Annotated in this window: 13 protein-coding genes and 2 tRNA genes; 4 read left to right on the plus strand and 11 right to left on the minus strand. The window is 57.8% G+C overall.

Annotated elements, in window-relative coordinates; translation table 11 throughout:
• Positions 1-19: 19 nt before the first annotated feature.
• The 7 genes from dnaB to rnr form a co-directional block, all read right to left on the minus strand.
• Positions 20-1,414 carry a replicative DNA helicase gene (dnaB, locus tag AWM69_RS16415; protein WP_016783319.1) on the minus strand — a complete coding sequence of 465 codons (1,395 nt, stop codon included), beginning with the start codon at positions 1,412-1,414 and terminating at the stop codon, positions 20-22.
• Between the two features lie 119 nt (positions 1,415-1,533).
• On the minus strand, positions 1,534-1,980 hold the full coding sequence (gene rplI / locus AWM69_RS16420) for a 50S ribosomal protein L9 (RefSeq protein ID WP_003439047.1): 447 nt from the start codon (positions 1,978-1,980) through the stop codon (positions 1,534-1,536).
• 19 nt (positions 1,981-1,999) lie between these two features.
• Positions 2,000-2,896, minus strand: a complete 897-nt coding sequence (locus AWM69_RS16425) for a hypothetical protein (RefSeq protein WP_048382744.1) — start codon at positions 2,894-2,896, stop codon at positions 2,000-2,002.
• 36 nt (positions 2,897-2,932) lie between these two features.
• The gene (rpsR, locus tag AWM69_RS16430; RefSeq protein ID WP_003171373.1) at positions 2,933-3,163 is read right to left on the minus strand and encodes a 30S ribosomal protein S18; all 231 of its coding nucleotides are present in this window, start codon (positions 3,161-3,163) and stop codon (positions 2,933-2,935) included.
• A gap of 28 nt (positions 3,164-3,191) precedes the next feature.
• Positions 3,192-3,617: a 30S ribosomal protein S6 gene (rpsF, locus tag AWM69_RS16435; RefSeq protein WP_003439045.1), complete on the minus strand. Its 426-nt coding sequence runs from the start codon at positions 3,615-3,617 to the stop codon at positions 3,192-3,194.
• 300 nt (positions 3,618-3,917) lie between these two features.
• A complete protein-coding gene (gene rlmB, locus AWM69_RS16440) occupies positions 3,918-4,685 on the minus strand; it encodes a 23S rRNA (guanosine(2251)-2'-O)-methyltransferase RlmB (protein WP_048382746.1) in 768 nt (255 codons plus the stop codon).
• Positions 4,682-7,348 carry a ribonuclease R gene (gene rnr / locus AWM69_RS16445; protein WP_131653621.1) on the minus strand — a complete coding sequence of 889 codons (2,667 nt, stop codon included), beginning with the start codon at positions 7,346-7,348 and terminating at the stop codon, positions 4,682-4,684. The genes rlmB and rnr overlap by 4 nt, the downstream gene beginning before the upstream one ends.
• A 224-nt stretch (positions 7,349-7,572) precedes the next feature.
• Between rnr and AWM69_RS16450 the strand changes: the two genes are divergently transcribed.
• The 4 genes from AWM69_RS16450 (at position 7,573) to AWM69_RS16465 (ending at position 10,773) form a co-directional block, all read left to right on the plus strand.
• Positions 7,573-7,659, plus strand: a tRNA-Leu gene (locus AWM69_RS16450).
• Positions 7,660-7,824: 165 nt separating this feature from the next.
• Positions 7,825-7,911: transfer RNA gene (locus AWM69_RS16455), tRNA-Leu, on the plus strand.
• A 283-nt stretch (positions 7,912-8,194) separates the two neighbouring features.
• Positions 8,195-9,220, plus strand: a complete 1,026-nt coding sequence (locus AWM69_RS16460) for an extracellular solute-binding protein (RefSeq protein ID WP_218727562.1) — start codon at positions 8,195-8,197, stop codon at positions 9,218-9,220.
• The gene (locus AWM69_RS16465; RefSeq protein ID WP_131653623.1) at positions 9,220-10,773 is read left to right on the plus strand and encodes an iron ABC transporter permease; all 1,554 of its coding nucleotides are present in this window, start codon (positions 9,220-9,222) and stop codon (positions 10,771-10,773) included. Before AWM69_RS16460 ends, AWM69_RS16465 begins: the two co-directional genes overlap by 1 nt.
• Positions 10,774-10,858: 85 nt before the next feature.
• Here AWM69_RS16465 and AWM69_RS16470 read toward each other — a convergent pair whose 3' ends face one another.
• From AWM69_RS16470 to hflK, 4 genes are all read right to left on the minus strand, one after another.
• On the minus strand, positions 10,859-12,154 hold the full coding sequence (locus tag AWM69_RS16470) for an adenylosuccinate synthase (protein WP_048382750.1): 1,296 nt from the start codon (positions 12,152-12,154) through the stop codon (positions 10,859-10,861).
• Between the two features lie 54 nt (positions 12,155-12,208).
• Positions 12,209-13,396: an ATP phosphoribosyltransferase regulatory subunit gene (locus tag AWM69_RS16475; protein ID WP_131653624.1), complete on the minus strand. Its 1,188-nt coding sequence runs from the start codon at positions 13,394-13,396 to the stop codon at positions 12,209-12,211.
• Between the two features lie 325 nt (positions 13,397-13,721).
• Positions 13,722-14,597: a protease modulator HflC gene (gene hflC, locus AWM69_RS16480; protein ID WP_218727564.1), complete on the minus strand. Its 876-nt coding sequence runs from the start codon at positions 14,595-14,597 to the stop codon at positions 13,722-13,724.
• On the minus strand, positions 14,597-15,769 hold the full coding sequence (hflK, locus tag AWM69_RS16485; RefSeq protein ID WP_131653626.1) for an FtsH protease activity modulator HflK: 1,173 nt from the start codon (positions 15,767-15,769) through the stop codon (positions 14,597-14,599). Before hflK ends, hflC begins: the two co-directional genes overlap by 1 nt.
• Positions 15,770-15,809: the final 40 nt, after the last annotated feature.

Raw genomic sequence — 15,809 nt, forward strand, 5'->3', positions numbered from 1 at the left:
CGCGAGCAGTATCCGGCGATTAATCATCATCGAAGTTGTAGCTGCCGGGCGCCAGGTTTTCAAAACGCGTGTACTTGCCGATGAACGCCAGGCGCGTGGTACCGATAGGGCCGTTACGCTGCTTGCCGATGATGATTTCAGCAATGCCCTTGTGCTCGGTTTCGGGGTGATACACCTCATCCCGATACACGAACATGATGACGTCGGCATCCTGCTCGATGGCTCCGGATTCACGCAAGTCGGAGTTGATCGGGCGCTTGTTCGGACGCTGCTCAAGGGAACGGTTGAGCTGCGAGAGCGCCACCACCGGGCAATTGAACTCTTTGGCCAGCGCTTTCAACGAGCGGGATATCTCGGAGATTTCGTTGGTCCGGTTATCACCGCCAGAACCCGGAATCTGCATCAACTGCAGGTAGTCGATCATGATCAGGCCGATGTCCCCGTGCTCACGCACCAGGCGTCGGGTCCGGGCCCGCATTTCCGAAGGGCTGATGCCCGCGGTGTCATCGATAAACAGCTTGCGGTCATTGAGCAGGTTGACCGCCGAGGTCAGGCGCGGCCAATCGTCATCCTCAAGTCGACCCGCCCGCACCTTGGTCTGGTCGATGCGCCCCAGGGAAGACAACATACGCATGATCAGCGATTCACCTGGCATCTCGAGCGAGTAAACCAGCACCGCTTTCTCACTGCGCAATACAGCGTTTTCCACCAGGTTCATCGCAAAGGTGGTTTTACCCATCGATGGACGCCCGGCGACGATGATCAAGTCTGCTGGCTGCAAGCCGCTGGTCATGCCATCCAGGTCGGTATAACCCGTGGACAGGCCAGTGATGGCGTTGTCGGTGTTGAACAACGTGTCGATACGGTCAATGGCCTTGGTCAACAGGTCATTCACGCTCACCGGGCCACCGGTTTTTGGCCGGGCCTCGGCAATCGCAAAGATCTGACGCTCTGCCTCGTCGAGGATTTCCTCGGCGCTGCGGCCTTCTGGGTTGAAGGCACTGTCGGCAATTTCGGTACTGATGCCGATGAGCTGGCGCAAGGTTGCACGCTGACGCACGATCTGCGCGTACGCCTTGATGTTAGCGACCGACGGCGTGTTTTTTGCCAACTCACCCAGGTAGCCCAGACCACCAACTTGCGACGTCTGACCTTCCTTGTCCAATTGCTCGGCAAGGGTCACGACGTCGATCGGGGAGTTCTGGTCTGCCAACTTGGCGATGGCACGGAAGATCAGGCGATGGTCATGTCGATAGAAATCACCGTCCGAGACCTGATCCAGCACGCGTTCCCAGGCGTTGTTATCCAGCATCAAACCACCGAGCACAGCCTGTTCGGCCTCGATGGAATGCGGAGGCACCTTCAGGGCTGCGGTTTGTAGATCGTATTGCTCAGGAGCGGAGATATCGTTCATGGCCACTTGGAATAGGTTAAAAAACAGGAACTGCACAAAAACAAAAGGCACGACCTGTAAACAGGATCGTGCCCGATGTTAACCGTCCGGCACACAAGGTGCCAGTCAGTTAAGACTGCTTAAGCAGCTACCACAACAACGCGTACGGTTGCTTCAACTTCGGCGTGCAGGTGCACGGCCACGTCGAATTCGCCAACGTTGCGGATAGTGCCGTTCGGCAGACGAACTTCGCTTTTAGCAACTTCAACGCCGGAGGCGGTCAGTGCATCAGCGATGTCGTGAGTACCGATCGAACCGAACAGCTTGCCTTCGTCGCCAGCGGTGGCAGTGATAGTCACTTCCAGCTCAGCCAGTTGGGCAGCGCGTGTTTCAGCCGAAGCTTTCTTGTCTGCAGCAGCTTGTTCCAGCTCAGCACGACGCTCTTCAAACGCAGCCAGGTTGGCAGCGGTTGCAGCGGTAGCTTTGCCGTACGGCAGCAGGTAGTTACGACCGTAACCGGCCTTAACATTTACTTTGTCGCCCAGGTTGCCCAGGTTAGCGACTTTTTCCAGAAGGATCAGTTGCATGTGAAAATCCTCTTAACTTTTAACCTTCACCGTCCGCAGAGTCTTTATCAGCGTCTTTCGGCGCCAGACGTCCGCGAAAATCAATCAGGCTGTCGACAATGGCCAAGACCACGAGCAACGGATAGATCAGCTGCATAAACAGCAACAGCGTGACGTACAACCCCACCAGCCAGAAACGGCCCAGTCGCTTTTGCGCCACCAGCCCATGAATCAGGGCCAGCCCGGCGAAGAACAACGCTACGCTGCACAACGGCGTAAGCATGGCCATTTGAGGACCGAAGTTCGGCCCTACAAGCATGCACGCCAGCAACAGTAACGCTGGACCAAGCGGTAGGCGGATGCTGCGAAACTCGCTGGCAAAACCGCCCGGGTTGTACAACAACGCCTGCCAATAACGCCCGATAATCAGGGCTAGCACGCTGACGACCTGCATCAAAGCTGCAATCAAACCGGTGAGTACGGGTGCAACCAATGCTCCAAGGCGCGCTCGCTCTACGTCAGATAACTTGTCGTAGAGACCACTGAGGACCTGCGGCAGAAGTTTTTCCAACTCCTGCGCCATCACACCAATGGGTTCGCGGAAAACCGTGCCCAGGATCACGCCATACACCACACCCAACGCCACGCTGACCAGCAGCACGCGATACCAGGGCTGACCGGCGCGTAACAACATCGCCAATCCCAGAGTTCCCAGCAGCACCATGAGGGTGCGAGGTTCTCCGATAAACCACCAGACCAAGGCCGGCAGTAAAGCCCATGTGAGGATGCTGAAAGCATCTCTCGGACCGCGCCGCAGAAGCACAAGGCATCCTGCAGCAGCACTCAACCAGAACAAAAACGGCAATGCCGCACATCCGGCCACGATTAACGTGGCCTGCACACGGCCTCGCATGATGAACTCAGCTAAGGCGCGCATGCTTTCAATCCCTTACTACTTGTCGACTGCCCGGTCTCAGCGGCCGTGGCTGTCGGTGTAGGCCAGCAGGGCCAGGAAGCGGGCGCGCTTGATAGCGGTGGCCAGCTGACGCTGATAACGAGCTTTAGTACCGGTGATACGGCTTGGAACAATTTTGCCGGTCTCGGATACGTATGCTTTCAGAGTGTTGAGATCCTTGTAATCGATCTCTTTCACTTCTTCTGCGGTGAAGCGGCAGAATTTACGACGACGGAAGAAACGTGCCATGTAATTGGCTCCTCAAAAGGTCCGTGGATTACTCGTCAGCGTTATCGCTGGCGTCGCTGTTATCGCTGTCATCGCCATCGGCGCTGTCAGAATGCTCAGGACGGTCACGACGCTCACGGCGCTCACTGCGGTTCTCTTCAGCCTTGAGCATCTCGGACTGGCCAGTTACGGCTTCGTCGCGACGGATGACCAGGTTACGGATCACAGCATCGTTGTAACGGAAGTTGTCTTCCAGCTCAGCCAGGGCTTTGCCAGTGCACTCAACGTTCAGCATCACGTAGTGAGCCTTGTGAACATTGTTGATTGCGTAGGCCAGTTGACGACGGCCCCAATCTTCCAGACGGTGGATTTTGCCGCCGTCTTCTTCGATCAGCTTGGTGTAACGCTCTACCATGCCGCCGACTTGTTCGCTTTGATCCGGGTGGACCAAAAAGATGATTTCGTAATGACGCATGAATGCTCCTTACGGGTTGTAGCCTGCCGCTAACTGAAAGCGGGTCAGACAAGGAGTGAATGACACTTGTGTGTCTTGCCTAGAGAGGCACATATGCGCCCGCCATGACGGCAAGGGGCGCAATTGTAGAGAAGGGACAAGAGGCGCGCAAGGCAATTGGTGATTATTTGAGCAATCCCGCCTCACAATCACCACAAACCCTGTAGCCGTTGCCGCAGGCTGCGACGGAGTTGCGAAGCAACCCCGCTTTGAAGGGCCTTAAACCCTTATTGCAGCCTTCGGCAATGCCTGCAGATGGCGTTACTTCTTCTTGGAAGAAGACGCTGCCTTGACGCTGCGCTGGCGCAGGGCTTCGAACAGGCACACGCCGGTAGCCACGGAAACGTTCAGGCTGCTGACGCTACCGGCCATAGGCAGGCGCACCAGATAATCGCAGTGCTCACGGGTCAGGCGGCGCATGCCTTTGCCTTCTGCACCCATGATCAGGATGGTCGGGCCGGTCAGGTCTTGCTCGTACAGCTCCTGCTCGGCTTCGCCAGCCGTGCCGACAATCCACAAGCCGCGCTGCTGAAGCTTCTTCAGCGTGGCAGCCAGGTTAGTGACTGCGACCAACGGAATAACCTCTGCCGCACCGCAAGCCACTTTTCGTACAGTCGGGGTCAGGGTTGCTGACTTGTCCTTCGGCACGATAACGGCCAGTGCGCCCGCCGCATCGGCGGTACGCAAGCAGGCACCCAGGTTGTGCGGGTCCGTCACACCGTCCAGCACCAGAATCAGTGGAGCACCTTCGGTGCGATCCAGCAGCTCATTGAGCATGGCCTCGCCCCACACCTGGCTCGGGCTGACATCTGCCACGACACCTTGGTGCACGCCTTCGACCCAAACGTCCATTTCGCGACGTTCGGCGTTGCCCACCGGAACCCGGCTTTCGTCAGCCAGCGCAATCAAGGTCTGCACGCGAGGGTCGCTACGACCCTCAGCCAGCCACACTTGCTTGACGCGTTTCGGGTGGTGACGCAGCAACGCCTCTACAGCGTGAATGCCGTAGATTTTTTCCAACTGACTCATGGTTTGGCCTTAGGTTTGCGCGCCCCGCCGCTTTTGGCAGCAGGAGCGGTGCCCGTTTTTGGCGGGCCTTTACGATGTTTGCTCGGCTTGGAAGGCTTGCCTGCATCTTTAGCAGGTGCCGCCCTCCCCGACTTTCCCGGCTCCGATGTCCGACCGCCGCTTTTCGACTCGGCCAACAACGCCTGCTTCAATTCACGGCTTTTGCGCAGCTCGGCATTCTTTGCCGCCGCATCGCTTGGGCGATAGGCGTCATCAGAGCCTTTGGTCGTTTTCTTCGCTGGCGCACGACGGCTGGTTTTTGCAGGCTCCGCGGGCTTTTCAGTCTCGTAGCTGCTTGGCTTGCCAGCCGGTTTGGTCTTCGCCGCAGGCTTTTCAGTGCCACGGTTTTTACGACCAATCGGCGCACTGAGGGTTTTCTCAGCCATTTCGAAGTCGATTTTGCGCTCATCGAGATCAACACGCATTACGCGCACTTCAACCGTGTCGCCCAAACGGAAGCTACGACCGGTGCGCTCGCCCGCCAGGCGGTGATGCACAGGATCGAAGTGGTAGTAGTCACCCGGCAAGGCGGTTACGTGAACCAGGCCTTCGACGTAGATGTCAGTCAACTCGACGAACAGGCCGAAACCCGTCACCGCAGTCACCACACCCGGGAACGACTCGCCAACGCGATCCTTCATGAACTCGCACTTGAGCCAGTTGGTCACGTCACGCGTGGCTTCGTCTGCACGACGCTCACTCATGGAGCACTGCTCGCCGAGCTGCTCCAGGATAGCTTCGTCGTACGGATAAATACGCGCCTTGGGGATCGTCATCGCACCAGCACGACGAACGTGCGGGGTGTCCATTTTGGAATGGATCACGCTACGAATCGCACGGTGCGTGAGCAAGTCCGGGTAGCGGCGAATCGGCGAGGTGAAGTGGGTATAGGCTTCATAATTCAGACCGAAGTGGCCCTGGTTATCAGCGCTGTACACCGCCTGGCTCAACGAACGCAGCATGACGGTCTGGATCAGGTGGAAGTCCGGACGATCCTTGATGCTGGCCAGCAACGCCTGGTAATCCTTCGGCGATGGACCGTCCTTGCCTTTGTGCAAGGACAGACCCAGCTCACCCAGGAAGGCGCGCAGTTTTTCCAGACGCTCAGGCGGCGGACCATCATGCACACGATAGAGCGCAGGAATTTCGTGCTTTTTGAGGAACTCGGCGGTGGCCACGTTGGCCGCCAGCATGCACTCTTCAATCAGCTTGTGAGCGTCATTACGCGTCGTTGGGCGAATTTCAGCAATTTTGCGCTCGGAACCGAAGATGATCCGGGTTTCCTGCGTTTCAAAATCAATCGCGCCACGGGTATGACGAGCCGCCAGCAACACCTTGTACAGCGAGTAAAGCTGCTTGAGGTGCGGCACAACATCAGCGTATTCGCTACGCAGCTGCTTGGCTTCGCTGGTTTTCGGCTGTTCCAGGATGGTGCTGACCTTGTTGTAGGTCAGACGCGCCTGGGAATGGATCACCGCTTCGTAGAACTGATAGTCAGTCATTTCGCCGGTTTTGGAGAGGGTCATCTCGCAGACCATCGCCAAACGATCGACTTTCGGGTTCAGGGAGCACAGCCCGTTGGATAGCTGCTCAGGCAGCATCGGGATCACGCGCTCAGGGAAGTACACCGAGTTGCCACGTACCTGGGATTCGGCATCCAGCGCCGAACCGATTTTCACATAGCTGGAGACGTCGGCAATCGCCACGTACAACTTCCAGCCACCCGAGAACAGTCGCAGCTTGCCCGGTTTGGCTTCGCAGTAAACCGCATCATCGAAGTCCCGAGCATCTTCGCCGTCAATGGTGACGAACGGCAGATGACGCAGGTCGATGCGCTTCTCTTTGTCTTTCTCTTCGACTTCCGGCTTGAGCCTGGACGCTTCCTTGAGCACTGCTTCCGGCCAGACGTGCGGAATATCGTAGGTGCGCAGGGCAATGTCGATTTCCATGCCGGGCGCCATGTAGTTGCCCACCACTTCAAGCACGTCGCCTTGTGGCTGGAAGCGCGGCGTCGGCCAGTGAGTGATCTTCACTTCAACAAACTGACCTACCTTGGCGCCAGCGTTGCGACCCGGCGTCACCAGCACTTCCTGCTGGATTTTCGGGTTATCGGCCACTACAAAGCCAATGCCGCCTTCTTCGAAGTAGCGACCCACGATAGTTTCGTGAGCACGCGAGACCACTTCCACAATCACGCCTTCACGACGACCACGGCGATCAAGACCCGAAACACGGGCCAGCGCACGGTCGCCATCGAACACCAGGCGCATTTGCGACGGGCTCATGAACAGGTCGTCGCTGCCGTCATCCGGGATCAGGAAGCCAAAGCCGTCGCGGTGACCGCTGATGCGACCGAGAATCAGGTCGAGCTTGTCCACCGGCGCATAAGTGCCCCGACGGGTGTAAATCAGCTGGGCATCGCGCTCCATCGCACGCAGGCGACGACGCAGGGCCTCTATCTGGTCTTCAGTAGTCAGACCGAACTCTTCTACCAACTGCTCACGAGCAGCCGGCGAACCACGCTCGGCCAGATGCTGAAGGATCAGCTCGCGGCTAGGGATAGGGTTATCGTATTTTTCCGCTTCACGTGCGGCCTCGGGATCGAGGGTCTGCCAATCGGCCATTAGATAGTTTTCACCTTGTCTATATGCGGGTTAGTTTGGCATACGCGTATTGAAACGGGAAATTTCAGGCTCACTCAATGCCTTATTAGCCCTTTCTGACGCGCTTTGCTGCTGCCCACTCACCGTTCGCGAAATATTTTGGATATTTTTATTCACAACGCTTTACAGGTCAAAGGGGTATCCGTATAGTGCGCGCCATCGACAACGGCAACGTTGAAGATGCTGCCCAGATGGTGAAATTGGTAGACACGCCAGCTTCAGGTGCTGGTGACCGCAAGGTCGTGGAAGTTCGAGTCTTCTTCTGGGCACCAATTTAGAGATGGAGATTAGTACAATCTCCAGACTCACACAAAAACCCGCGAAAGCGGGTTTTTGCATTCTAAGCCACTGATTTATTAAAACTAAAACAGGGGTTTACAGATTTAAAAGCTATCCGTATAGTGCGCCACATCAACAGCGGCAACGTTGCTGATACTGCCCAGATGGTGAAATTGGTAGACACGCCAGCTTCAGGTGCTGGTGACCGCAAGGTCGTGGAAGTTCGAGTCTTCTTCTGGGCACCAATTCAGGTTTACAGATTCACGCTGTAAACCACTCAAAAAGCCCGCGAAAGCGGGCTTTTTAGTTTCCGATGCATCCCCACCCCAAAAATCTTCCGACAGCCACCCAAGCTGCATGCACCGATACCTCTCACGACTTTCTGCAACACGCTGTAAATCCTCCCCCTCCCCGCGCATCACAGCTCGTCGCACTTGCACAATTCGACGCTGAGTCAATCGCACTTGAGAAACAATATCGTTTATTATTGTTACAAGTTTTGTAGTACCCAAGCGAGGAACCCAGCGAATGATGCTCCGAAATACCCAGCTTGCGACATGGCTTGTGCGCGGCTTGTCCATCGCCGCTCTTGGTCTGACCCTGACCGCTCCCTCCACCTACGCTGCCGATCCTGTGTCTCTGACGCTGTACAACGGTCAACACAAAGAAGTCGGTGACAACCTCGCCGCAGCCTTCGAAGCCAAGACCGGCATTCACGTCAACGTGCGCAAAGGCAGCAGCAACCAGTTGGCCAGCCAGATTGTCGAGGAAGGCGACCGCTCCCCGGCGGACGTGATCTACACCGAAGAATCCCCTCCCCTGAACAATCTGGGTGAACAGGGCTTTTTGGCCAAGATCGACGCCAGCACACTTGAGGTACTGCCCAAGGAATACGTAGCCGCCAATGACACCTGGATGGGTGTAACCGCGCGTACCCGCGTGGTGGCATTCAACCCCAAGCTGATCAAGGAAGAAGAGCTGCCCAAGTCGGTACTGGATTTCGCCGACCCTCAATGGCAAGGAAAAGTGGGTTTTGTACCTACCAGCGGCGCATTCCAGGAGCAGGCGGTGGCAATCATCAAGCTTCACGGACGTGATGCCGCCGAAGAATGGCTGACAGGGCTGCGGGCGTTCGGCAAAACCTACACCAACAACATGGTTGCCCTGAAAGCAGTCGAAAATGGCGAAGTGGCCAGCGTACTGGTGAACAACTACTACTGGTTTGCCCTGGAGAAAGAAAAAGGCAAGCTGGACTCCAAACTGCACTACTTCACCGATGGCGATGCTGGCGGCCTGATTACCGTGTCCAGCGCAGCCGCACTGAAATCCAGCAAACACCCTAAAGAAGCGCAACAACTGCTGGCATTCATGGCCAGTGAAGAAGGTCAGCGCGTGATTACCAACACCTCGGCGGAATACCCGATGCGCAAAGGCATGATCTCGGATCGCGGCCTTAAGCCGTTTGAAGAGCTGCAGCCACCTAAAGTGACCCCGGCCGACCTGGGCAATGCCGAAGAAGCGCTGGAGCTCGAACGCGACGTTGGCCTGCTCTGATGCTGTCCGCCACTCAATCCGCACGCTTTATCCCTAGACGCAAACGACCTTCGATCTGGCTATTGCTGCCTGTCGCACTGCTGGTGGGCCTGAGCCTGTTGCCATTGTGGTACGTCGGCAGCAAAACCTGGGAGGCCGGCTGGGAACAAGCGGTGAACCTGCTGTGGCGGCCTTATGTCTTTGGCTTGATGCGCAACACATTGATGCTGATGGTCGGCGTCACCGTGACCTGCGCACTGCTTGGGCTTACGCTGGCCTGGTTGCTGGAGCGCAGCAACCTGCCGGGACGACGCCTGTGGGGCGTGATCCTGTGCTTGCCGTTTGCCGTCCCTGCGTTCGTCAGCAGCTTTACCTGGGTCTCGCTCAGCTCGAGTTTCGAGGGCCTGGGCGGGGCCATTCTGGTCATGAGCCTGTCAAAGTACCCGCTGATTTTCCTGCCGGTCGCAGCCACCCTGCGCAATCTGGACCCGGCCCTGGAAGAATCGGCCCGCACACTGGGACAGAATCGTTGGGGGGTGTTTTTCCGGATCACCCTGCCACTGCTTTGGCCCTCGCTGCTGGCCGGCTCTCTTCTGATTGCCCTGCACATGCTGGTGGAGTTCGGCGCACTGTCGATCATTGGCCTGCAAACCTTCACCACCGCGATTTACCAACAGTTCGAACTGGAGTTCAGCAACGCCAACGCAGCCATGCTCTCGGCGGTACTGTTGGTAATGTGCCTGAGCCTGTTATGGCTGGAATTGAAAGTACGCGGCAAAGGCCGACACATCCGCATCGGCCAGGGCGCCGCACGGCATGCCGAGCAGGTGCGCCTGGGCAAATTTGCCGTGGTGGGCCAGCTGTATTGCCTGGCTCTGGCCGTTATCGGCAGCGGCATTCCTTTGGGCATGCTGGTGTACTGGCTAGTCAAAGGCAGCTCGGCGGCATTTCCGGTGGCCGCCATTGGCGAAGCACTGTTTTCGTCCTTGTCGCTGGCACTGGGCGGCGCGGCACTGTGCCTGGTACTCGCGGTTCCGGTGGGCTTGCTGGTGGTGCGCTACAAAGGCCAGCTGGCGATCTGGGCCGAACGATTGCCCTATTTACTGCATGCGCTTCCCGGCCTGGTCATCGCCTTGGCATTGGTGTATTTCGCCCTGCACTACGTACCGGCGCTGTATCAAACCTCTGCCCTGCTGCTGATTGCCTACGCCTTGTTGTTTTTGCCCCTGGCTCAGGCACCGATCCGCACCGCTCTGAACAAGGCCGCGCCACAGCTTGAAGAAGCCGCACGCACCTTGGGAGCCTCGTCGTTCTCTGCGTTTTGCCGGGTAACCCTGCCGATCATCTTCCCAGCCCTGGGCGCCGCCTTTGCACTGGTATTCCTGGACGCCATGAAGGAACTGACCGCGACCTTGCTGCTCAGCCCGACCGGACTTAACACTCTGGCCACGCAAGTCTGGGCCCACACCTCAAACGTCGAATTCGCCGCTGCTGCACCCTATGCGGCACTATTGATTCTGGTGTCGGGTTTACCGGTGTATTTACTGACGACGAAGATGTACTTGAGCCGCTGAGACAATCAGTTGCCACAACAGCTTTGCAAACAGCACCAAACGACAAAGGGCCCCGAAGGGCCCTTTGTTTTACATCTGCGACGCTTTAAGCGAACGGATGACGCAGAACGATGGTTTCGTTGCGGTCCGGACCGGTCGAGATGATGTCGATCGGCGCGCCGATCAGCGCTTCAACGCGCTTGATGTAAGCACGCGCGTTTTCTGGCAGCTCTTCCAGGGTCTTGGCACCCACGGTCGACTCGGTCCAGCCCGGCACCGACTCGTACACAGGCTCAAGGCCTTCGTAGCTGTCAGCATCAGTCGGTGCGTCAACCAGCACAGCACCGTTTGCATCTTTGTAGCCGACGCAAATGTTGATGGTTTCCAGACCGTCGAGTACGTCCAGCTTGGTCAGGCAGATACCCGAGATGCTGTTCACATCGATAGCGCGACGCAGGATAACAGCGTCGAACCAGCCACAACGACGGGCACGGCCGGTGGTAGCACCGAACTCATGACCCTGCTTGGCCAGGTGAGCGCCGACGTCGTCGAACAGCTCAGTCGGGAAAGGACCCGAACCTACGCGCGTGGTGTATGCCTTGGTGATGCCCAGGATGTAATCCAGGAACATCGGGCCAACGCCCGAACCGGTGGCTACGCCGCCAGCCGTGGTGTTGGAGCTGGTCACGTACGGGTAGGTACCGTGATCGATGTCCAGCAACGAGCCCTGGGCACCTTCGAACATGATGTCCTTGCCAGCGCGACGCAGGCCGTGCAGCTCAGCAGTGACGTCCAGCATCAACGGCTTGAGCAGCTCAGCGTATTCCTTGCACTCGGCCAGAGTCTTGTCGAAGTCGATCGCTGGTTCTTTGTAGAACCCGACCAGCATGAAGTTGTGGTATTCCACCAGTTCACGCAGCTTGGCTTCAAAGCGCGGCATGTTCAGCAGATCGCCAACACGCAGGCCACGACGGGCTACTTTGTCTTCGTACGCCGGGCCGATGCCGCGACCGGTAGTACCGATCTTCAGCTCGCCACGGGCCTTTTCACGGGCCTGGTCCAGCGCGACGTGGAACGACAGGATCAGCGGGCAAGACGGGCTGATACGCAGGCGCTCGCGCACCGGTACACCTTTCTCTTCCAGCTTGATGATTTCACGCAGCAACGCGTCGGGAGCAACCACGACACCGTTGCCGATCAGGCACTGCACGCCTTCGCGCAGTACGCCCGACGGAATCAGGTGCAGAACGGTTTTTTCGCCGTCGATCACCAAGGTGTGGCCAGCGTTGTGGCCACCTTGGTAGCGCACTACAGCGGCAGCATGTTCGGTCAGCAGATCAACGATCTTGCCTTTGCCCTCATCACCCCATTGGGTGCCCAGGACTACGACATTCTTACCCATAACACTTGTCCTCATTCGCGCAAACTTGGTGCCGGCAGCCGCCGGCAGGAAAACTCAAGAAGCCAGCGGCATTACTTGCCACAAGCCATTCTGCAGAATCAATTGGCGGTCGCAGTCCGCATCACGGGCGGCGGCCTGTAGCTGTCCAGGCAACGCCTGAACCACACGCTGACCTTCACTGCGAAGCTGGCAAACCTGCTGCCAGAGAGCCGCATCCGTGCTGTCAGGCATCCAGATACCACCAGACGGTAACTCGACTTCAGCACGCCCCAGGGTCACCAGGGTTTTCAAATCGGTCGAGAAGCCGGTAGCTGGACGGGCACGACCGAAGTCGGCGCCGATATCATCATAACGACCGCCCTGAGCGATGGAGTCCCCAACGCCCGGTACAAAAACCGCAAACACCACGCCTGTGTGGTAGTGATAACCACGCAACTCACCCAGGTCAAAATACAGCGGCAACTGCGGGAAACGCACAGACAAACGCTCGGCAATCGCCAGCAGATCGTCCAGAGCAGCCAGCACCGGGGCCGGAGCCTTGGCCAGTCGCTCACGCGCAGCAGCCAGTACCTCGCGGCCACCACACAAATTAACCAATGCCTGCAGCATGCCCGCCAAATCAGCTGGCAAACCTTCGGTCAAGGCCGTTACTTCGTCGATCGCCTTGCGTTGCAGGGCGTCGAACAATTGTTGTTCCACTTCAACCGACAGGTTGGCCGCACGGGCCAACCCGCGATAAATACCTACGTGCCCCAGATCCATGTGCACATCCGGAACATCGGCCAGTTGCAGCATCGCCAGCATCAGGCTGATAACTTCAACGTCGCTGCTCGGGCTGGCATCGCCATACAACTCGGCACCCAGTTGAATCGGGCTGCGCGAGGATGACAACGCCCGCGGCTGGGCATGCAGCACACTGCCGGCGTAGCACAGACGGCTCGGCCCTTCACGACGCAGGGTATGCGCATCGATGCGCGCCACTTGCGGCGTGATGTCGGCACGAAAACCCATCTGGCGACCCGTTTGCGGGTCAATAACCTTGAAGGTCCGCAAGTCGAGATCCTGGCCAGCCCCTGTCAGCAGAGACTCCAGGTATTCGATATGCGGGGTGACGACGAACTCATAGCCCCAGCTCTGGAACAGATCCAGCACCTGACGCCGCGCAACTTCAATGCGGGCAGCCTCGGGCGGAAGTACTTCTTCGATGCCATCTGGCAGGAGCCAGCGGTCTACCGTTGCCATTACACCATTCCCCTATGATCCGGGCGGCCAGCCAGCAGGCGAGCCTTGAGTAAAGCAGAACGTGGCTGCGTCTTGAACGCGCACAGCAAAAAAGCCCAAAACGACGGGCTTACGCAGCAACATTCCTCGAAAAATCTGCCGACGCTGTCACAGCCGCTCGGTCAATCAAACATGCAGACGCAAAAAAGCCGGGAATTTCCCGGCTGCCGTATCATACACACGTTTTCTCAAAGGATCACCCCGCCAGACAATTTGCCCGCCCAGCGGAGTGAACTCATGCTCTGGATTGATGCCCGCAGGCATACAACCCAAGGCATGGCCCTTGTTATTGCGAAGGCTTGGATTTTTCCAGGTAGCGGAAGAAATCGCTGCTTGGATCCAGAACCAGGACATCGCTCTTGTTCGCAAAGCTTTCGCGGTAAGCGCGCAGGCTGCGATAGAACTTGTAGAACTCTTGATCCTGGCTGTAAGCCTTGGAGTAGATGGCAGCAGCCTGGGCATCACCATCACCGCGGAACTCTTCGGACTGACGATACGCCTCAGCCAACAGCACACGGCTTTGACGATCGGCGTCAGCACGAATACCTTCGGCCAGTTCGTTACCCTTGGCGCGGTGCTCACGGGCTTCACGCTCACGCTCACTGCTCATGCGCTCGAACACGCTGCGGTTAACTTCCTTCGGCAGGTCGATGGCCTTGACCCGGACATCGATCACTTCGATACCCAGTTCTTTCTCGGCCATTCTGTTCAACGAAGCCGTCAGGTCAGCCATCAGCGCATCACGCTCACCGGACACAACCTCGTGCAACGTGCGCTTGCCGAACTGGTCACGCAGGCCGGATTCCAGACGACGCGACAAGCGCTCGTCAGCAATCTGCTTGAGACCCGATGTAGCGGTGTAGAAGCGCTCGGCATCTTTCACCCGCCACTTGGCGAAGGCATCAACCATTACGGCTTTCTTTTCCAGCGTCAGGAAACGCTGCGTCGGAGCATCCAGCGTCATCAGGCGGGCGTCGAATTTTCGCACCTGGTTAACGTAAGGAATCTTCACATGCAGGCCCGGCTGGACATCGGTCTCAACCACACGACCGAAACGCAGCAGTACCGCACGCTCGGTTTGCGAGACGATGTAGAAGCTGTTCCAGGCAACGATCGCCACGACAACGGCCACAATAAGGGCGACCAGCGATTTATTGCTCATCAGCGACTCTCCCTGGTACGCGCTTGCGGCGGCAGATCTGTTTTGGCGTTCGAGCCAGCATCGTTATTACCCGCTGCTGCGGCCGAACCCGTTGCCGGCGTGCTGCCACTACGGCCTTCGATCATTTTGTCCAGCGGCAAGTAAAGCAGGTTGTTCTGGCCGTTCTTGTTACCGGTCACGAGCACCTTGCTGGTGTTGCTGAAGACTTCCTGCATAGTGTCGAGGTACAGACGGTCCCGGGTCACTTCAGGGTTTTTGCGATACTCGGCCACCAGCTTGGTAAAGCGGTCTGCTTCACCCTTGGCGCGAGAGATCACTTCATCACGATAGCCGTTGGCGTTTTCGATGATGCGCTGAGCCTGACCACGCGCTTCCGGCACCACGCCATTGGCGTAGCTTTCTGCCTGGTTGCGGGCACGCTGCTCGTCTTCACGGGCGCGAATCACGTCATCAAAGGCTTCCTGCACTTCACGCGGTGCCGCTGCGCTCTGTACGTTCACCTGGGTCACGGTGATACCGGTCTTGTAGGTATCAAGGAAACGCTGCAAGCGCTCTTTGATCTCAACCGCCATCTGCTCACGGCCTTCGGTCAGGACCTGGTCCATTGCCGTGGAACCCACGACATGCCGCAGGGCACTTTCGGTAGCCTGCTGCAGGCTGATTTCCGGCTGATCAACGTTAAGCACGAAGTCGCGCAGGTTGCTGATCTTGTACTGCACGGTCAGAGGCACTTCGACGATGTTTTCGTCTTCAGTGAGCATCTGGCCCTGCTTGGAGTAGGCACGCTCACGCGTCACGTTCTCCAGGTACTTTTTGTCGAACGGCGGGAAGTAGATGTTCAGACCCGGCCCGACAGTGTCGTAGTACTTGCCCAGGCGCAGCACAACGGCTTGCTCCTGCTCATCGACCACATAGACCGCGCTGTACAGCCATGCCGCAGCCAATACGACCAGGCCGATGCCGAGCAGACCGAAACCGGCGCCCTTGCCGCCCGATCCGCCTTCGCTGCCACCACGTTTCTTTCCACTACCGAACAACCCATTCAGGCTTTCCTGCAGCTTGCGGAAGGCCTCGTCGAGATCCGGTGGTCCCTTGCGGCCGCCATTATTCGGGCGTTTGCCACCCCAAGGATCTTGATTGTTCGAGTTGCCACCCGGCTCATTCCAAGCCATAGCGCTCTCCATCTGATAAAGCAAAGACGCGCCCACGGCG

This window comes from Pseudomonas sp. D1HM (assembly GCF_019266105.1).
Taxonomy (GTDB): domain Bacteria; phylum Pseudomonadota; class Gammaproteobacteria; order Pseudomonadales; family Pseudomonadaceae; genus Aquipseudomonas; species Aquipseudomonas taetrolens.